Origin of the sequence: Deinococcus piscis (genome assembly GCF_014653275.1) — a bacterium.
In the GTDB taxonomy this organism is placed as follows: domain Bacteria; phylum Deinococcota; class Deinococci; order Deinococcales; family Deinococcaceae; genus Deinococcus; species Deinococcus piscis.
On sequence record NZ_BNAL01000039.1, the window covers coordinates 1 to 18,596 of the forward strand.

Annotated in this window: 14 protein-coding genes; 7 read left to right on the top strand and 7 right to left on the bottom strand. The window is 63.8% G+C overall.

Annotation, left to right across the window (positions count from 1 at the left end; translation table 11 throughout):
• Positions 1–324 precede the first annotated feature (324 nt).
• Entirely contained in the window at positions 325–4,551 is a 4,227-nt protein-coding gene (locus IE158_RS11775) for a DUF11 domain-containing protein (protein WP_189643904.1), read from the bottom strand.
• Between the two features lie 560 nt (positions 4,552–5,111).
• Positions 5,112–5,540: a MarR family winged helix-turn-helix transcriptional regulator gene (locus IE158_RS11780; RefSeq protein ID WP_189643905.1), complete on the bottom strand. Its 429-nt coding sequence runs from the start codon at positions 5,538–5,540 to the stop codon at positions 5,112–5,114.
• A 74-nt stretch (positions 5,541–5,614) separates the two neighbouring features.
• Between IE158_RS11780 and IE158_RS11785 the strand changes: the two genes are divergently transcribed.
• From IE158_RS11785 to IE158_RS11805, 5 genes are all read left to right on the top strand, one after another.
• Complete coding sequence (locus IE158_RS11785) at positions 5,615–7,288, top strand: VOC family protein (RefSeq protein ID WP_189643906.1); 1,674 nt, start codon at positions 5,615–5,617, stop codon at positions 7,286–7,288.
• 440 nt (positions 7,289–7,728) lie between these two features.
• Positions 7,729–8,808, top strand: a complete 1,080-nt coding sequence (locus tag IE158_RS11790) for a maleylacetate reductase (protein ID WP_189643907.1) — start codon at positions 7,729–7,731, stop codon at positions 8,806–8,808.
• A complete protein-coding gene (locus IE158_RS11795; protein WP_189643908.1) occupies positions 8,805–9,755 on the top strand; it encodes a quinone oxidoreductase family protein in 951 nt (316 codons plus the stop codon). The genes IE158_RS11790 and IE158_RS11795 overlap by 4 nt, the downstream gene beginning before the upstream one ends.
• Before the next feature lie 66 nt (positions 9,756–9,821).
• Positions 9,822–10,301: a (4Fe-4S)-binding protein gene (locus IE158_RS11800; RefSeq protein WP_189643909.1), complete on the top strand. Its 480-nt coding sequence runs from the start codon at positions 9,822–9,824 to the stop codon at positions 10,299–10,301.
• The gene (locus IE158_RS11805; RefSeq protein ID WP_189643910.1) at positions 10,291–11,475 is read left to right on the top strand and encodes a low temperature requirement protein A; all 1,185 of its coding nucleotides are present in this window, start codon (positions 10,291–10,293) and stop codon (positions 11,473–11,475) included. The genes IE158_RS11800 and IE158_RS11805 overlap by 11 nt, the downstream gene beginning before the upstream one ends.
• Positions 11,476–11,638: 163 nt before the next feature.
• Here the strand turns inward: IE158_RS11805 and IE158_RS11810 are convergent, their stop codons facing one another.
• From IE158_RS11810 to IE158_RS11830, 5 genes are all read right to left on the bottom strand, one after another.
• Positions 11,639–12,514, bottom strand: a complete 876-nt coding sequence (locus IE158_RS11810) for a CoA transferase (protein WP_189643911.1) — start codon at positions 12,512–12,514, stop codon at positions 11,639–11,641.
• Positions 12,515–12,718: 204 nt separating this feature from the next.
• Positions 12,719–14,845, bottom strand: a complete 2,127-nt coding sequence (locus tag IE158_RS11815; protein WP_189643912.1) for a xanthine dehydrogenase family protein molybdopterin-binding subunit — start codon at positions 14,843–14,845, stop codon at positions 12,719–12,721.
• Positions 14,842–15,858 (bottom strand): FAD binding domain-containing protein, encoded by a 1,017-nt coding sequence (locus IE158_RS11820; protein WP_189643913.1) that lies wholly within the window; start codon positions 15,856–15,858, stop codon positions 14,842–14,844. Before IE158_RS11820 ends, IE158_RS11815 begins: the two co-directional genes overlap by 4 nt.
• Complete coding sequence (locus IE158_RS11825; protein WP_229839101.1) at positions 15,855–16,448, bottom strand: 2Fe-2S iron-sulfur cluster-binding protein; 594 nt, start codon at positions 16,446–16,448, stop codon at positions 15,855–15,857. Before IE158_RS11825 ends, IE158_RS11820 begins: the two co-directional genes overlap by 4 nt.
• A 120-nt stretch (positions 16,449–16,568) precedes the next feature.
• Positions 16,569–16,823, bottom strand: a complete 255-nt coding sequence (locus tag IE158_RS11830; RefSeq protein ID WP_189643914.1) for a DUF2171 domain-containing protein — start codon at positions 16,821–16,823, stop codon at positions 16,569–16,571.
• Between the two features lie 168 nt (positions 16,824–16,991).
• Here IE158_RS11830 and IE158_RS11835 point away from each other — a divergent pair, with 168 nt between their 5' ends.
• Both IE158_RS11835 and arsN2 read left to right on the top strand, forming a co-directional pair.
• Entirely contained in the window at positions 16,992–17,465 is a 474-nt protein-coding gene (locus tag IE158_RS11835) for a MarR family winged helix-turn-helix transcriptional regulator (RefSeq protein WP_189643915.1), read from the top strand.
• Positions 17,462–18,394 carry an arsenic resistance N-acetyltransferase ArsN2 gene (gene arsN2, locus IE158_RS11840; protein ID WP_189643916.1) on the top strand — a complete coding sequence of 311 codons (933 nt, stop codon included), beginning with the start codon at positions 17,462–17,464 and terminating at the stop codon, positions 18,392–18,394. The genes IE158_RS11835 and arsN2 overlap by 4 nt, the downstream gene beginning before the upstream one ends.
• Positions 18,395–18,596 lie beyond the last annotated feature (202 nt).

Genomic DNA, 18,596 nt, shown 5'->3' on the forward strand with positions numbered 1-18,596 from the left:
GTTTTGTTCTGTTTTCACACACTCATCAAAGCGTCACTCGCTCCCTGAATCCAGCCTTCAAGCTGAACCGGGGAGCGAGGTCTGTTTTTGCTGTCCCTCACGTCTGGATATGAAGTTGTCGGGTACTGAGGTGGGGCAGAGCAGGACGGCAGTGTTCCTCGCTATCTGCGCCCGCAGCACTTCTCCGCACACCTGTGACTGGGCCCGTGGCCTGCGCCGAGTTGCGCAAGCTGGGGACCACCTGCCAAAAGCGACACAGGGACGGTGTGAGGGCCGTCCCTGTGTCGCTTTTGGTGAAGGTGTGTGCCTGCCTTATAGGCCGGCTTACTTGATGGTGACCTTGAAGCAGAGGCTTCCCTGCGCGCTGGGCTCCAGAGCCTGGCTCGCTGCGAACACCTCATTGGTGCTTGCTGCGTAGCCTGCGGTCATGCCGGGAAACGCGCCGCCAGGAGAGCGCATGGTGCCCTGGAAGACCTGAGCGCTGTCTGCGACATAGGCGGTGTGGTCAGGCACTTTGTCCACCAGGCTGTAATTTGCAAGCGTGGTGGTGCCAAGGTTCCGGAAGTCAATGCAGTACTCCAGCGTCTCTCCGGGCAGGCCTTCGGAGGTGCTGGCCCAGTCTGCGCTCCTCGAAATGTTGCGTACTTGCTTGTACAGCGTCGTGTAAACGAAGTCGGTCCGGGCCTGTTCAGAGGAGACAGGCTTGATGCCGCTGGCCTCGGCGCTGACGGTGTTCAGAATCGGGGTTTGATTGACTCCGGGGGTAAGCGGCTGCACCTCGACAGTGACCAGCACGTCCTTGGTGGTGTTGGGAGCCAGGGTGGGCAGGGTCAAGGTGAGCGGACTGGTTCTGCTGGGCGTCAGCGGCGCGCCGTCCAGGGTGGCCGACACGAAGGACACTTGCGGCGGAAGCATGTCGGTCAGGGTGACGTCGCTGAGCGGGGTTGCGCCGGGGTTGGTCACGCTCAGCGTGTAGACCAACTGGCGGTCTGCAGGCGAGTAGGTGAGTGTGTCCGGCTGCTGTGCGTCAGTCTCGACATGAACAAAAACCGGACTGACCTTCTTGGACACGTTCAGACCTGCGGGCCGCTCGGTAAACACATAGTCCGGGGCCGTTTGGCCGACGTCCAAGCGAATGCCGGTGATGCTGTCATTCGTGACCTGGCCGCCCGCAGGCCCAGCGTAATCTGCACCGTCTGAGTAGCCGGCGGGTTGAAGCTCGGTCAGGGTGTAGGTGCCGCTGAGCAGGCCCCCAAACGAAGTCAGTACCGTGCCACTGCAGTCGCCGGTGGGGTAGATGTCAGGTGCGCCAGAGGTAAAGGTGTAGGTGCCGTCGCTCTGGGTCCGCACCGAATACGTGACAGACACGCCGCTGTTGGTCTGGCCTGCGACACTCACACACACGCCTGCAATCGGCGAATCGGTGCCAGCATCCAGGGCTTTGTTCTGATTGACGTCCATAAAGACGCGGCCCGACAGGGTAGAGGACACCACCTGCACCGGAGACTGGGCCTGCACTTCCAGCAGCAGCAGGCTGCCCGACAAGGACCGCGACCCGACGCTGTTATTGAACAGGTCTTTGGCCTTAGCGTTGGCGGTGGATTTCAGATTGAGCGTGGCCGTATACACGGTGTCGGCGGGGAAAGAGGTGACGCCTGGCCGCAGACGGACCGCCGTCGTTTCCTCGATGGTGGTAGGGCACCCAGCGGCGCCGAACTGGCTCTGGGTACACCAGATGGTGCTGCCTCCTTCCAGGGCGTTGGAGGGGTCACGCGGATCGTTGCTTACACTTGATGGGGCGGCCTTGGTGTAATACACCGTCATGCCGGGGTCGTTGCTGGGCACAGTCACAGAAGTGAGCTGGTAGGCCCCTGGCGTAAAGCTGGAACTGGGTGAGCGGCCCTGGAAATTGGTCCGCGCCACACCGTCACCGAGGTACGGCAAAACATCGATCATGTCCGGGATATCGGTGGACGTGACGGGCTTGCCAAACGAAGCGTAGCTGATCTGGAAGTTGAAGTTCTGCCCCGGCTCGATGGTGGTCACCGGAGTGGACTTCTGCAGGCGGTAGCCAGCAGTCGTCTGTACGGTGGTGCTGTTGGTGGCCGACTTGGAGCAGGTGCCGAAGTTCATGGCCGACGTGCTGTACACGCAGTCGGTATCCGGCTCGTAGTCACTGGCACCCGCGGAGACCATGACGGCATTGACAATCTTGGAGTTGTTGGGGGCCAGGTTAGAGACTTTGACATTGAACCGGACCGGGGGCAAATTGGCGGCGCTGCCGTCGCTGCCCACATAGGGCAAGACTTGGTCGTAGGTCCAGACCAGGCGGGTGTACCCAGCGGCGGGGCTGTTGGGAATGACCTGCGGGTCTTTTGCGGTGCCGCCCACAGTTGAGCTGCCCGCCACGTAGGTGGTATTTGGCGGCAGGACGTCCGTCACGGTCACGGTACTGGGCTGCGGCGGAAAGGTGGTGGAGTAGCGGGGCTGGACCTGATAGGTCAGCAGGGCGTCGGGCGAAATGGCCGATGGATTGAGCGCTGGGCTGCCGTTGACCGCCACGATGTCTTTGGTGACCCGCGAGGTCGTCTTCATCGGGACCACCTGGAGGTGGTCGGTGTATTTGGTCGAATCCACCGCAGGCACGCTGGTGTTCCAGACCCGCGCCAGGTTGCGAATCAGGGTATCGGCGGCCACCGGGTCACCCTGTTGGTGGGTCACGCTGGAAGGATAGGTCGTGCTGATGGTGCGGGCGTATGTCGAGCGCAGGGTCAGACCTGTAATGTCAAAGTAGGCCGGAGTGTTGCCAGGCACGGTGGGGAAAGTGGCCTTGACATACACCAGTCCCCCGGCAGCTTCGGCTTCGGCTGGAGTGTTAAACCACTGGATGCCAGGGTCCTGACAAGTTTCGCTGTTGTATTCGGACGTTCCGTCAGCGATACCGAAGATCTTAAGTCCGCTGGGGTCAGCCGAATCGGTGCTGGCAAAGTAAGGGCTTTGACCGGCGGCGCGTGCCCCATACTGAATCGAGCCTGTGCCCACAGATATTCTCGCCGAGAAGTTCGGGCCAATGTCAAAGACCGTGCGGTCAATGATGTCGCAGCTGAAAACGTCCTTTTGGGTATAGGTTCCGGTGTTGAGGTACCGGACCTGTGTCCGTACAGTCTGTCCAGCGGTCATGTAGTTGACATGGGCATCGGAGGTCACGGCAGGGTCTGCGGTGGTGGCATACGGTGCCGGGCGGCTGTTGTCCGGTACAAAGACCTTGAGCGCTGTCCCCCCGTTATACGAGGTGAGGTCGTAAGTGGCGCTGTCATTGCTGGTGCTGATGTTCTGCATGGCCTGCCCGCTGATGGACGTGGCGCTGAAACTTCCCAGCTTGATGGTATTCCACACCTGCTGATTGGGCGGGTAAGACGTGAGCGGAGTCCACAGGACCACGGCTTTGTTGGCGACCCACCAGTCTGTGGTGGGAATAGGGGCGTTTGTACCGCTGTAGACGGTGGGCCTGCGGACCAGGGTGGTGTCGGTCCCGGAAATTTCCACCGACATGGATGTAGAGGTGGTGCCCGTGACCTGGCAGTTGCCGCCATTGGGCACCATGCTGTCATTGGTGACTGTGGCTGAACCGGAGTCTCCCACCTTCTCATACATGTTGACCACGCCACCGTTTTCAGGACTGGGGTTTCCGTCGCTCGTGATCACGTTCCAGCCCCAGGAGCCCGGGCTTCCGCAGCCGTCCAGAAAACTGCCTGTGGCTGCCGGAGTTCCTGCCGGCGCGGCCCCCTGGTGGTAGTTGTCGACAATGGTGCCTGCGGGCATCTGGCTGAGGTCAAGGGTGACTTTGATCGGCTGAGCGGGATTGAGTTGCTCGACGCCTTTGTTCCCGTGTCCGTTCGGGTGTTTGGCGACCAGGCCAATCAGCGGGCGGCTGTAGAAGCCGTCCTCGTTGGCAGGGCCGTTGGCGGTGTTGTACCCGTAAGCCTGGGGGCTACCCTGAAAGCTCTGCTGAATGACCACGTCATAAAACGGTGCAGCGGACACGGTCACAGGCTGAGGCACCGTTGAGGACGCGGGCACTCCCTGCGGCGACGTGACGGTGATCTGTGGTGCGGGAATCACTGTCCCGTTGGCTGCGGTGCTCAGCACCTGAGCCGTCAGCAAAACATCGGTGGCCGTGTTGCTGCCCGCTTGCCCAATCGTGTCCAGGGCGCAGGTTACCGTCAAGCGGTCTACGGAAATCGAGGAACCACCGGCCATGCAGTACGCAGGGAGCGCAGGCCACACCGCTACGGCTTTGCCGTCCACCGTGGGCAAGGTGGCCGTAATGACGATGCCTGACTCTACGCCCGCTGCCGTCAGGGAGACGTTATAGGTAAACGTGTCGTTGGTCCGCACGATGCCGTTGTTGGGGCCAGTATCGAAGCCCGGACCAGCACTTGGATCAAAGCCGCTGGTGCCGTCGCTGTAGAGGGTATGGCTGTTGGACACTACGGCCAGGGCCCCTGGACTGACGATTCCGGAGAGGCCGGTCAGTACCGCCGTAGACATGAGTTTCAAGCTTAGGGTCCGGTATCTCTCACCTTGTTTCCGTTTCCAGTGCCTCATAACTGCTCCCTTTGTGCGCTTAGCATTCGCCACACTCTAGGAACTGGCGTCTTACCTGCTGATGACAGCAGGAATGGAACAGTTGCCATGAGAGCAGGCAGGCTGGGCGCGGCAGTTTGACCGGAAAACTGAGCCCAGAACCATGCCCAGAGGAAAGGAGAGCTTGAGCGCCTGCACACCCTGTGATGGGATTAAAGCGTTGCCGGTGACTGGACTGATCAGTAACTGGGCCCATCACTGGGCTGATCCGCAACGGAACAGGTTCTCTCCTCTACCAGAAGTCCAGCCATGTGGTGCGTTGTGGCTAGAAATTGCCCGCGCCCCTTGAGCAGAAGTGACCAGAACAAAATTCGCCAGCTGGACCGTCTCCGATGGCGGGTGTCGTTCTGGGGCTAGTTGTCGCCGTAAATAGCTCTGGAGTTTGTCCATACCTGCCACTTTGGTGACGTGATGGGTGCCGTAGGTGTTGTAGTAGACGCTGGCAGACTGCAAGCAGCGCGGCCTCATTTCAGGCGGCGGAGCAGGTCGCGCAGCAGCTTGAGTTCCTCATCGTTCAGGTCGGAGAACTGAAGCTCGTGAATCTCAAGCACGGTGGGCAGGGCCTGCTGGACCAAGTGTTGGCCGGCGTCGGTGAGCCTGAGCAGTTTGCGTTTGCCTGCCGTCTGGCGCTCAATCAGGCCACGGGCCACCAGCCGTTTGGCGTGGTAGGACATGTTCGCTTCGGTAAACAGCAGGCGCTGGGCGACTTCCTGCTGCGTCGCGCCGTCAAAGCGCCGCAGTACGGCCAGCAGGTCAAATTCGGTCATGGTCAGCCCCAGCGGGGCCAGGGCCGCTTCCACTTCACGAACCTTGCCCTGCGTGGTGTAGACCAGCCGCCGCCACAGCCGGATGGCGGGCTGTTTCAGGGCAAGGTCAAGTTCCGACTCAGTCATCCCCCCACTGTAAACGATCTTCAAAAAGTAATTTAGTTTACATAACACTTAAAAATTTAAGTTAGGATAGTCCCATGAATCCGATTCAAGGCCTCCACCACCTGACCGTCATGGCGAGCGACCCGCAGAAGAACGTGGACTTCTTCACCCAGGTTCTGGGCCAGCGCATGGTCAAAGTCACCGTCAACTTCGACGACCCCGGCACCTATCACCTGTACTACGGCGACGAAACCGGCGCGCCCGGCACCATCATGACCTACTTTCCCTGGCCCAACGCGGTCAAGGGTCGGCGCGGCAACGGCGAAATCGTGGCGGCGGCTTACGGTGCGCCCGTCGCCTCGCAGGACTACTGGAAGGCCCGCCTGAAAGAGTTCAATATTCCTTTCACCGAGGAAACCCGTTTCGGCAGCCCCGCCGTCAAGTTTGAAGACCCTGACGGCCTGTGGATTGAAATCATCTTCGAGGAAGGCGCGGACGTGCCAAGCTTCTGGCCCAAGAGTCCCGTGCCCCGCGAACACGCCCTGAACGGCTTTCATAGCGTGACCGGCTGGGTCGCGCAGACCGCCCAGACCGAGAGCCTGCTGACCGGGCCGCTGGGCTTTACCAAGGTGGGCAGCGAGCAGGACGCCGAAGGCACCCGCACCCGCTACCGGGGCCAGTCGGACGGCGTGGGCCTGTACATCGACTTGGTCGAGCGCCCCGGCAAGCCGCACGGCCAGTTCAGCGCGGGCAGTGTTCACCACGTCGCCCTGCGCACCGTGGACGATGCCGAGCAACTGGAATACCGCCAGCTGCTCACCAAGCACGGCTACCAGGTGACGACGGTTCAAGACCGCCAGTACTTCCACTCCATCTACTTCCGCGAGCGCTCCGGCATCCTGTTCGAAGTCGCCACCGACGCCCCCGGCTTCCCCGCCGACGAGAGCGTGGACGAACTGGGCAAGCACCTGAAATTGCCCGCCTGGTACGAGAGCAAGCGTGCGGCCATCGAAGCCCGCGTCAAGCCCATCGTGAACCACGAGTACGGCGTGACGATTGGCGGCACCAGCCAGAGCAGTAGCGCCCAGGGCAGCGCCGCCAGCCTCTCCGACGGGCTGCGCGTCAACGGCCCGCACCAGGGCCAGCCGGTGATGACCACGGGCCGCGCCCTGGACGAAGCCCGCGCCGCCGTGATTCTGGTACACGGGCGTGGTGGCAGCGCCGAGGACATCCTGAACCTCTCGCAGCAGTTCAACCTGTCGGCCTTCGCCTACGTCGCGCCGCAAGCGCAGGGCAACACCTGGTATCCGGAAAGCTTCCTGGCCCCGCTGGAGCGCAACGAACCCGGCCTGTCGTCGGGCCTCCAGATGATTGACGACATCGTGAACACGCTGGGCGAGCAGGGCATTCCGCCCGAAAACATCGTGCTGGGCGGCTTCTCGCAGGGCGCGTGCCTGACGCTGGAATATGTGGCCCGCAACTCGCGGCGCTACGGCGGCGTGTTCGCCTTCTCCGGCGGCCTGATCGGGCCGGAAGGCACCCCCCGCGACTACGCTGGCGACCTGGACGGCACGCCCATCTTCATCGGGTGCAGCGACGTGGACAGCCACATTCCCCTCAAGCGTGTCGAGGACAGCGCCGACATCCTGGCCGGACACGGCGCGAAGGTGGACAAGCGCATTTACCCCAAGATGGGCCACACCATCAACGAAGACGAGATTCTGGCCGTGCAGAAGATGCTTCAGGACGTCTCGGCCCGCAGCGTCTAAGGAATTTGGATAGGAAGAAGTGTCTCCGCTGTGCTGTGGAGGCGCTTCTTGCTTCTTTGGAGCGGTTGACAGGAAAAAAAGTTGGTCTGGATGCCCCCCCTCTGCTTCGCAGCTTTTCAAGTCCCGTTGCTGCGCAAGGCCCTCCGCAAGCGGCTCTAGCGAGTCCCCCACAAGGGGGGAGGGGCTAAAAACCTCGCTTTCATCGGGTGGCAAACTTGCCGAAAATGCACCGTTTTCAATCATGAGAGACTTTTCGGCATCACCCAGCCGGCAAGGGGGGAGGGTCATAAGGCCCGTAGTCTTCTGTCCACCTGCTCTAAAGACACGTCGCCTCCGCGCTTTTTCCATCATCCATCAGCGGTCAAGCGTCCTCATGGGCGCTGCTCTGACCAAGAAGCGAAGCGAACCCATCATCCATCATCAACTTCAAGGAGCGTCCCATGCATTTCACTTACGAACCCCTGCCCACCCGCGTCGTGTTCGGGGCGGGCAGCCGCGAGCAACTGGCCGCCGAAACCGAGCGCCTTGGCATCCGGCGGGCGCTGGTGCTGTCCACGCCGGGGCAGGCTGAGAGAGCCGAGGAACTGGCCGCGCAACTGGGCGACCGGGCCGCCGGAACCTTCAGCGGGGCGGCTATGCACACGCCCGTCAGCGTGACCGAAGACGCGCTAAAGCGCTTACAGGAACTCGGCGCAGACGGCTTGGTGGCATTTGGCGGCGGCAGCACCACGGGCCTCAGCAAGGCGTTGGCGCTGCGCACCGACCTGCCGCAACTCATTCTGCCGACCACTTACGCGGGTTCGGAGATGACCCCGATTCTGGGCGAGACGCAGGAGGGGCGCAAAACCACCCAGAACACGCCCAAAGTGCTGCCGGAAACGGTGATTTACGACGTGGAACTCACCCTGACGCTGCCGCCCGCCGTGAGTGCCAGCAGTGGCATGAACGCGATTGCCCACGCCGCTGAAGCCCTGTACGCGCAGGACGGCAACCCCGTCGTGTCGCTGATGGCCGAGGACGCCATTCGGGCGCTGGCGGGGGCGCTGCCCGTCATCGTGAAAGAGCCGCAGAATCTGGAGGCCCGCACGCAGGCCCTCTACGGCGCGTGGCTGGCCGGAAGCGTGCTGGGCAGCGTGGGCATGGCCCTGCACCACAAGCTGGCGCACGTGCTGGGCGGCACCTTCAACCTGCCGCACGCCGAACTGCACGCCGCGCTGCTGCCGCACAACATCGCCTACAACGCCCCCCACGCGCCGGAAGCCATGCACCGCATCGCCCGCGCTCTGGACGCAGAAAACGCCGCGCTGGGCCTGTACGAAATGAACAAGAAACTGGGCAACGTCCCTGCCCTGCGCGACCTGGGAATGCCCGAAGACGGCATCGCTCAGGCCGCCGCACAAGCCCTCGAAAAACCCTACCCGAACCCCGCCCCGTTGGAACAAGACGCCCTGCTTGAGCTGCTGCGCCGCGCCTGGAGCGGCCAAACCCCGAGCAGCCAGACCCCGGAGGAACAACGATGAAAGCTGCTGTGATTCACGATTTTGCTCAGCCCCCCCGTTACGACGACTTCCAGACCCCCCAGCCGGACGCGGGGGAAGTGCTGGTGAAGGTCGAGGCCGCCGCCGTCAGCCAGCTGGTGCGGGCGCAGGCGTCCGGCAAGCACTACAGCAGCGGCAAGACCCTGCCCGTCGTCCCCGGCTTCGATGGCGTGGGCCAGTTGGAAGACGGCAGTCGCGTCTATTTTGCCTTTCCGACAGCCCCCTTTGGCGCACTGGCCCAGCAGAGCAAGGTGCGGCGCGAATACACCGTGCCCCTGCCCGCCGAGCTGGACAGCGCACTGGCCGCCGCCCTCGCCAATCCGGGCATGTCGTCCTGGGCGGCGCTGACGCGGCGGGCACACCTTCAGGCGGGCGAACACGTGCTGATTAACGGCGCGACGGGCACGGCGGGGCGGCTGGCGGTGCAGATTGCGCGTCACCTCGGGGCCGGGCGCATCGTGGCGACGGGCCGCAATGAAGCGGTGCTGCGTGACCTCGGGGCCGACGAAATCATCGTGCTGAACCAGGAGGAAGATGCGCTTACCGAGACGTTCCGTCAGAGTGTTCACCGCAACCCCGTGCAGGTCGTCCTCGACTACCTCTGGGGCATGTCGGCCCACAGCCTGCTCTCGGCCTTCAGCGGTCACGCCGACCCCGAAGGCGAGCCGCGCGTGCGTTTCGTGCAAATCGGCTCCATGAGCGGCGCGGAACTCAGCCTGAATGCCTCGACCCTGCGCAGTTCGGGCGTGGAACTCCTGGGCAGTGGCCTGGGCAGCGTCCCCAACCGCGAACTGGTGGCGGCGATTGGCGAGATGCTGGAAGCCGCCGCCACGCACGGCTGGACGACCCCAGTGGACATTCGCCCGCTGGCCGAGGTGGAAACCGCCTGGAACGCGGAAGGCAGCGACCGGCTGGTGCTGGTGAACTGAGACGATTTCCCATTACTTTCGTCAGGTCCTTAACTTCGGAACCTGGTTGCCTTGGAGAAATGAACTGTGAACACTACCCCGAACCCCTCTGTTCCCGACTTCTGGGGACGCGCCTACACCTCCGAAGGGATAACCGTCTACTACAACAAGCGGCGCTGCATTCACTTCGCCGCCTGCGTGCGCGGGCTGCCGGAAGTGTTCGACCCCGAGCAGCGGCCCTGGATTCAGCCGAACCAGGCCGACGCCGACGCCGTGGCCGAAGTCGTGCGCCGCTGCCCCACCGGAGCGCTGCATTACGTCCTGCAAGCTGGCCCACCGGAGCAGCCTGAACCCACCACGATAGACGTGCGGGCAAATGGCCCCAACTTCCTGCGCGGTGACCTCACCATCGCCGCGCCGGAGAGCGCCGACCCGGCGGGCACCGTCCGCGACACCCGCGCCGCCCTGTGCCGCTGCGGGCAGAGCGGCAACAAGCCCTTTTGCGACGGCACCCACCGCGAAGTCGGCTTTCAGGCTCCCGGTGGGGAAAAGCTGAATGACGCCTGAATCTTCCCCGCGCAGCAGGCCATTGACGGCCCTGATGCGGGGGCGTTCCTCGCATACCGACAGCCGCGTTTCGTTTGCCGAGCTGTTTTTCGACCTCGTTTTCGTCTTTGCGATTACTCAGCTTTCGCATTACCTGCTGGCGCACTTCACGGTGCTGGGCGCGGTGCAGATGCTGATGCTGAGTCTGGCGGTCTGGTGGCAGTGGACCTACACCGCCTGGGTCACCAACTGGCTCAACCCCGAAAAACCCGCCGTGCGTCTGATGCTGATGGGGCTGATGCTGCTGGGCTTGGTGCTGTCCACCAGTATTCCTGAGGCCTTCGGTGCCAAAAGCTGGCTCTTTGGCGCAGGCATGGCGGCCATGCACCTGTTCCGCACGTGCTTTGCGCTCTGGGCGTTGCGCGGCTCCGGGCAGCAGGCCAATATGACCCGCATTCTGGCTTGGGGCCTTCCCTACGCCCTGCTGTGGGTGCTGGGGGGCCTGGCCGAGGGCCAAACGCGGATGCTGTGGTGGACGCTGGCGCTGCTACAGGGCTATCTGGCGGGCTGGGTAGGCTTTTATACCCCTGGCCTGGGCCGCTCCAGCACGCGGGAATGGGACGTGAGCGGCGAACACATGGCGGAACGGGCCGGACTGTTCGTGATTGTGGCGCTGGGCGAGAGCATCATGGTTTCCGGCGCGACCTTTTCCGACCTGACGCCGGGCGTGTGGAGCACTCTGGCGATGTTTGCCGCCTTCGCGGGCACCGTCGCCATGTGGTGGATTTACTTCGTCGCCAACGCGCAGGCCGGAAACACCACGATGCAGGTCACCGACGACGCGGGCCGCCTCGCCCGCAGCGTCTACACCTACATCCATATCCTGATTGTGCTGGGCATCATCCTGACCGCCGTGGGCGACGAATTTTTGCTGACGCACCCAGGCGACGCGGTGACGCCGCACGTCGCCCTGAGTGTCATCGGCGGCCCGGCGCTTTTTTTGCTGGGCAACCTGATGTTCAAGACGGTGGTGTGCGGCCTGCCCGTTTCGCACCTGGTCGGTCTGGGGGCGCTGGGGGCGCTCGCCCTGGGCAGCGGCCTGATGAGTACCCTCACGCTGGCGCTGCTGACGGTGGCCGCGCTGTTGGTCGTCGCGGTCTGGGAAAGTCGGGTTACGGAGCGGCAATTGGCCTGACGCGAGAAAGAGCGGCTGCGGGGAACGGGGACTGGAGTTTCGAGTCGGTAATCGGTAGAGCTAGGCCTCACATGGCCGGCAAGCCCGTGACGACCAGAAAGAGCGACACCGCAAAATTCAAACGAAGACTTGCTTCGGCCTGAAGCGACTTGCCCTCCCATCCTCACGGCAGCCGCGCCGCATGCACCGGCAGGTCATGTTCCTCGGCCAGCCGGTTGCATTCGCTGACGCTCAGGCTGCGGAGCCATCCGGCCAGTGCTGCTTCGTCTATAGCCTCGGTATTTGGTTCAGCGCCGCCCAGCAGTTGCTGAAGCCGGGCAGCGAAATGCGGTTCCAGCGCCGCCACCCCAGCCCAGCCATCCCGCACCGGGTAGAGCCGGTAGTGCGGCTGTGAGCCCGACAGCAGGCCCCCGCTGGCGGTGAGTCCGGTCCGCAGGGGTCCGGCGAAGAAGTCTGCTGCCTGCTTGAGTCCCACCTGAGCAAAGCGCTGCGCCTGCCCCCGCTCGCGCCCCAGCAGTAACCCCAAAGCGGCGCGGGCCGCGTCCTGCGCACCGCTCAAGTCGGCCAGCAGGGTGCGCGGCATGGTTGGTGGCGACAGCAGCCCAGCTTGCAGCTGATAGGTCAGGTCGTGTCCCGGCACTTCCGGCGCGTCCTCATCGCCTACGATGGCGACCCAGCACAGCCGTGGATTCAGGGCGTGCAGCGCCGCCTGGGTCACGCCCAACCGTGCCAGGGCCGCCGGGCGCTGGCTGGTGAGCAGCAGGTCGGTCTCCCTCAGCTGACGCTGGAACTCCCGCTGCCCCTCGTCGGTGCGCAGGTTGAGGGAGAGGATGTCCTGCCCCTGCGACAGCGCCCGGTACAGCTCCGGGGCCGCCCAGGACAGCAGGTCACCGCCCGGCGGCTCCACCTTGGTCACGGCCAGACCGCCCCGGCTCAGCAGGTGCGCGGCGGCTGGTCCCGGCAGGTTGATGGCCAGACTGACGGCGCGCAATCCGCTGAGCGGACCAGCAGAGGCAGACTCGAAGTGAGGACAGGTCACAGGAAACCTCCTGGTAGGAGCAGGGAAGAGAGGGGCAGGACGAGCGCAGGCTGCAGCCCTGAACAGCGAAGTTGAACAGTAAAGTTGTCGGTAAGGCTGAACCTACCTCATCCACCCTGGACTGTCCAGCCGCCGCCAGCGAAGCAGAGCAGGGCCGCCGGACAAGCACCGTAGGCCTGCTCTGAACTCTGCCCTGCTGTGGTCCTACTCCACCAGCTTGGCGGGTGTAAACGGCAACTCGCGCAGCCGCTTGCCCGTCGCGTTGTAAATCGCGTTGCCGATGGCGGCGGGCACGCCCACGATGCCGATTTCACCGATGCCCTTGGCTCCGGTTGGGCCGAACATGGGGTCGGGATGCTCAATCCAGCGGGCCTGCACATCCGGCACGTCGGCATTGGCGGCGATATGGTAGCCCGCAAAGTCGCTGTTGACCACGTGACCGTAGCCAGGGCGCGAGTCCAGGTAACTTTCCTCATGCAGCGCCGCGCTGATGCCCATCGTCATTCCACCGATGAACTGCGAGTTGGCGGTGCGCGGATTGATGATGCGGCCTGGGTCGTATACGCCCAGCAGCCGGGTCACGTGGACCTCGCCGGTGACCGTGCTCACCTTGACTTCGGCAAAGTGAGCGCCGTAAGCGTCCAGCATGTACTTCTTGGCTTCATCTGGAAAAAAGGCGCTGCCCTCGGCCTCGTCGCCTTCTGCTGGCGTCAGGCCGTAGCGGTCACGGAAATTCACCGCTGCCACCATGACCGCGCTGCCCCAGTTGTAGGTGCCGGTGGAGCCGCCCGCCAGGAACGCCAGCGGCAGGTCGGTGTGCCCGATGTGTAGTACCACGTCCTCCTCAGGCACCTTCAGCGCGTCGGCGGCGATCTGGGTCAGGACCGTCCAGGCTCCAGTGCCCAGGTCGGCGGCGGCAATGCCCACGTGATACTTTCCCTCCCGGAAGGCTACGCTGGCCTTGGTGGGCGGGGTCATCTGCCGAGGATAAGTCGCCGCGGCCACGCCCATGCCGCAGAGCCACTCGCCCTCCTGCCGGGCGCGGGGCTGGGCCTGACGCTTCTCCCACCCGAACAGCCTTGCGCCTTCTTTCAGGCACTCGCCCAGGTGGTGGCTGGAGTGGGGCTTGCCGCTTTCAGGGTCGGTGTCCGGCTTGTTGCGCAGCCGCAGCTCAATGGGGTCCAGGCCCAGCTTCACCGCCAGCTCGTCCATCGCCGTTTCCTGCGCGAACATGCCCGGGAACTCGCCCGGGGCCCGCATAAAGGTGGCCGGGCCGATGTCCAGCGGCACCATGCGGGTGCTTGTCTCGCGGTGGGGCGCAGCGTAGAGGTGCCGGGTGGCATTCACGGTCTGCTCGGCAAACTGCTTGAGGCGGCTGCTGCTCTGCTGCACGTCGTGCGTGATGGCGGTGAGGGTGCCGTCCGCCGCCGCGCCCAGGCGGAAGCGCTGGTGCGTGGTCAGCCGGTGCCCCACCGAGCGGAACATCTGCTGGCGGCTCAGCATGTACTTGACCGCCCGCCCTGGCATCAGCCGCGCCGCCAGCACGGTCAGCATGACCTGCGCGTGTGGAATCCCTTTGGAGCCGAATGCCCCGCCCACATAAGGCGAGCTGATTTCCACCTGCTGTGGCAGCAGGCCCAGCAGTGGCAGCAGCATCAGCCGCTCGTACGACACGCCCTGCGAGGCGTCGTGAATCCGCAGGTGGGGCCGCTCTCCCAGCACACCCAGCACGCCGTCCAGGCGCTCACGGTCCCACTCGGCAATCACCGAGTGCATTTCCATGGGGTTGTGGTGCTCGTAGGGGGTGGCGTACACCTCGTCCACCGTCACGGCGGCTTCGGCCAGGCCCTGCTCCACGTTGCCCTGTTTGCTGTCGGCAGGAATGCCGGTGTTGATTTTGCCGGGGTTGTAGCGCTCCGGGTGCTCGGGGCGGAAGCGGGTGTCTTCTTGCTCAGTGTCATACTCCACCCTCACCAAGCTGGCCGCGTGGCGGGCGATTTCCTGCGTCTCGGCCACCACTGCGCCGATGTTCTCACCGAAGTAATGCACGTCGCGGCTTTGGAGGATGTACAGCTCGGTGTCGGTCTTGGCAAGGAGCTTGGGGGCATTTTCGTGCGTCAGGACTTCCAGCACACCGCTCAGGGCGCGGGCCGCCGAAGCGTCAATGGCGCGGATTTTGCCCCTGGTAATGGTCGAGGTTAGCGGAAAGAGGTAAGCCGGATTTTCGGTGGGTTGCTCAAAGGCGTAAGGCGCAGTGCCAGTCACTTTCAGCGGCCCGTCAATGCGGACCCGGTCCTGGCCTACGCTGGCGGTCTTGGGGTCGGTGGTCATGCGGCTCCTCCCTGTTCAGCGCGGCGCTGGGGTGTGCGCCCGTCGCGGAGTTCTTCCAGCACCGACACCACCATATTCCTGAGCAGCGGCACCTTGAAAGCGTTTTCGGTGCCGCTCTGCGCCTCTTCCAGCTCCGCTTCAATGGCGGCGCGGAAGTGTTCGGCGGTGGCAGGCTTGCCAGTCAGGTACGCCTCGGCCCGGTGCGCCCGCCAGGGCCGGTGCGCTACGCCTCCGCAGGCCAGCCGGACTTCGGCCACGTTCTCGCCTTCCGTTCGCAGCGCCGCCGCTACTGATACCAGTGCAAAGGCGTAGGACGTGCGCTCACGGGCCTTGCGGTAGGTGGACTGCGCAGCGACGGGCACGGCGGGCAGCTCTACTGCCGTAATCAGTTCGCCGGGGCGCAGGTTGGTGTCGAGGTGCGGGGTGTCACCCGGCAAGCGGTGAAAGTCGGCAAAAGGAATCCGGCGCCCGCCCGCTTCACTCTCGGCCACCACCACCGCGTCCAGCAGCGCCAGCGCCACACACATGTCCGACGGGTGAACCGTCACGCAGTGCTCGGACGCGCCAAACAGGGCGTTGTACTTGCCAAAGCCGCCTATGGCCGAGCACCCGCTGCCGGGCTCGCGCTTGTTGCAGGGCGTGGCCGGGTCGTAGAAGTACACGCAGCGGGTGCGCTGCAGCAGGTTGCCGCCGGTGGTCGCCATGTTGCGAATCTGCCCCGACGCCCCTGCCAGAATCGCCTCGGCCAGTGCTGGATACCGCTCCCGCAGCAGTGGATGCGCGGCCATATCGCTGTTCTTGACCAGGGCACCCACCCGCAGGCCGCCGCCAGGCAGCTCTGCAATCTCGGTCAGGTCCAGGCGCGAGATGTCCACCAGTCCGTCTACCTCGCGGATGCCGGCCCGCAAGTGGTCCACCAGATTGGTCCCGCCGGCCAGGTAGGCACTGCCGGGGGCGAACTGCGCCAGAGCGTCAGACACGGTGCCCGCCCGCTGAAAGTCGAAGGGCTTCACCGCGTTACCTCGCGTGCCACGGGCATCGGCAGTGCAGCGGACGCGGCCTGCCCCTGCCCGACCTCGCGGATGGCCGAGACGATGTTCACGTATGCCCCGCAGCGGCAGAGATTGCCGCTCATGCGCTCGCGGATTTCGGCGTCGTTCAGCTCGGCTACCTTCCGTACATCCGGCGTGACGTGGCTGGGCATCCCCTGCGCCAGTTCGTCCAGCATGCCCACTGCCGAGCAGATTTGCCCTGGCGTGCAGTAGCCGCACTGAAAGCCGTCGTGGTCGAGAAAAGCCTGCTGCATAGGGTGGAGCTGGTCCACCGTGCCCAGGCCCTCGGCGGTGAGGATGTCCGCGCCGTCGTAGGAGGCCGCCAGGCACAGACAGGACAGCACTCGCTTGCCGTCCGCGAGAACCGTGCAGGCCCCGCATTGCCCGTGGTCGCAGCCTTTTTTGACTGACATGACGCCCAGGCGGTCACGCAGGGTGTCGAGTACAGAGGCACGGGGGTCCAGGTCAAGCTGATGACGTTTGCCATTGACGGCGAGCTGTATGGGGAGCGCGATGGGGAAGGTGGGGCCGGGGTCGGGTGTGTCTTTCATCTGAACCTCTGAGGGCGAAAAATAAATATGGTGTGCTCTGAGTGGCGGCGCTCCAACAAAGAAAGGCCCACTCCCGTCAACTGCGAAGGGGCCTCGTGCTGTGGGGCAGCGTGGTAGCGCTTAGTCCCGGTGCTGGGGGTGGGGGTCCTCGCTCAGCCACTGCTCCTGCACTTCCTGGTGGTTGAGGTTCAGATGCACATGCTCGTCCACGTGGTCCACGGTGCTCAGTGGCAACCAGTGGTGCTGGCCCTGCTCATCCTTGACCAGCTTGATGTAGTCGCCGTCCAGATGGTCGACCAGGCCGTGATGGTGGCCTTCGGCGCAGAACACGGGCATGTGCTTGGTGATGCGGTCACGGTGGGTGGTGTTTGTCATGGTGTCCAGCTTAGGGCAGGCGTTGGCCGCTGTACCGTTCGCTTTTCTCCTGATTTTCCTCATCTGGGAGCGGGGGCCGATAGACGCCAGGTCAAGATGTCATCAGCTTAGTTGCTTTTCTCAATTGTTGCTATTGACAATTGAATGTCCTGCGATTACCTTGAAGCTATGAATGTTGTCAAAGACAATCAAATGGCCCGAGAAACGAGCGTGCAGCTGCGCACCATCACGCGGCTGTTCACGGAGTTGCAGCAGCTGAGCTTTGCTTGCTGTGACGTGAACTCTGCCACCCAGTGCGCTCTGCTGACCACGCTTGAGCGTGAAGGGCCTCAGACCCTGACCGCCCTGACCCGCAGTTTGAATCTGGACAAGGCCTGGCTGAGCCGTACGACTGATCAGCTGGTTGAAGATGGACTTTTGCTCAAGATGCCGCATCCGGGTGATCGCCGCGCCCTTTTGGTGGAGCTGACGGAGGCAGGTCATCAGGCCGCCCACGCGCTGAACGGTCAGCTCAACGCCCAAGCAGACCGGGTGCTTCAGCGGCTGTCCGATGAGGACCGCCCGCAGGTGGTGCAGTTGCTGGGCAAGCTGAAAGCGGCACTGGAGGCCGAATTGGAGCAGGGCCGGGAGGATTCTCTATGACCGTTCAGCGGTGGATGCAGACCAGCGATTTGGCAGCGGTACGGGCTTTTTTGCAGGCGCAGGGCCTGCCGGTTGACGGCCTCATGACGGGCAGAGGCGGAGTTCTCCTGGCCGAGCAGGGCGGTGAACTTGTGGGCACTGTGGGGGTAGAGATTTATGGACGCCTGGGCCTCCTGCGTTCGGTGGCAGTGCTGGAGGCTTACCGCTCGCAGGGCTTGGGGGAACAGCTGGTGCGTCAGGCGCTGGCCTACGCTGCCAAGTATGGTCTCAGTGACCTGTATCTGCTGACGACTACGGCGGAGAATTACTTCCCGCGCTTTGGCTTCAGGGCCATTTCACGGCTGCAAGCCCCTACTGAGCTCCAGGCCTCCGCCGAGTTTCAGGGGGCCTGCCCGCAGTCGGCCAGCTTGATGCACCTGTCCCTTGAGACCTTTTCCACGCCACTCACGCTCCCGACCGACCAGCACACCACAGCCAGCTTCCTGGAAACCCTGTGCCGTGCTCCAGCTGTGCCGTTGGAGTTCCGTCTTAATGGCAACACCCTGGTGCCGGCGGGCTACCACGTCACCGAAATTAAGGCTGTAACGGTTGACTCGGTGGACTGCGGGGGGCGCAAAAATGCCTGGCAGGGGACCGTCGTGCAGCTGATGGACGGTACGCCAGCGGAGGCGCGTCAGGGCTTCATGCTGACCCAGAAGTTTCTGGACATCTATGACCGGGTGTCGGGTCAGATTCCAGTGCAGGACGCCGCAGTTCTGCGCTTTGAGTACGGCAACCTCAGCACCCCCGCCATGCAGTATCACTTCATGGGCGTGGAGGTGCAGGCCGCCCGTGTGGTGGCCGAAGTCCAGCCCCCCGGTGTGATGTGCAAGGCGACGGGCGTGTCGAGCACTCAGGGTCAGTGCTGCGGTTCACCAGATTCAGCGTAGTCCGGTGGATGACCCTTACGTCCAGCCAGCGCCTCCTCACTGGGGCGCTGACTGTTCTGAACATGGTGGCCTATAGAGCATTTGACATAAGAATATTCCAGGATAGGCGTGGGTCATCCAGGCGGAAATGTCTTATGTGGTCACTGCTGAAAGCGCGTTCCCAATGCCATGAATCAGGGCACCCACCTCACGGAACTCGCCC

Coding starts and splice junctions, on each gene's coding strand:
- IE158_RS11775 (WP_189643904.1), bottom strand. CDS start 4,551: ATGTCTACGGCGGTACTGACCGGCCTCTCCGGAATCGTCAGTCCAGGG.
- IE158_RS11780 (WP_189643905.1), bottom strand. CDS start 5,540: ATGACTGAGTCGGAACTTGACCTTGCCCTGAAACAGCCCGCCATCCGG.
- IE158_RS11785 (WP_189643906.1), top strand. CDS start 5,615: ATGAATCCGATTCAAGGCCTCCACCACCTGACCGTCATGGCGAGCGAC.
- IE158_RS11790 (WP_189643907.1), top strand. CDS start 7,729: ATGCATTTCACTTACGAACCCCTGCCCACCCGCGTCGTGTTCGGGGCG.
- IE158_RS11795 (WP_189643908.1), top strand. CDS start 8,805: ATGAAAGCTGCTGTGATTCACGATTTTGCTCAGCCCCCCCGTTACGAC.
- IE158_RS11805 (WP_189643910.1), top strand. CDS start 10,291: ATGACGCCTGAATCTTCCCCGCGCAGCAGGCCATTGACGGCCCTGATG.
- IE158_RS11815 (WP_189643912.1), bottom strand. CDS start 14,845: ATGACCACCGACCCCAAGACCGCCAGCGTAGGCCAGGACCGGGTCCGC.
- IE158_RS11825 (WP_229839101.1), bottom strand. CDS start 16,448: ATGAAAGACACACCCGACCCCGGCCCCACCTTCCCCATCGCGCTCCCC.
- IE158_RS11830 (WP_189643914.1), bottom strand. CDS start 16,823: ATGACAAACACCACCCACCGTGACCGCATCACCAAGCACATGCCCGTG.
- IE158_RS11835 (WP_189643915.1), top strand. CDS start 16,992: ATGAATGTTGTCAAAGACAATCAAATGGCCCGAGAAACGAGCGTGCAG.
- arsN2 (WP_189643916.1), top strand. CDS start 17,462: ATGACCGTTCAGCGGTGGATGCAGACCAGCGATTTGGCAGCGGTACGG.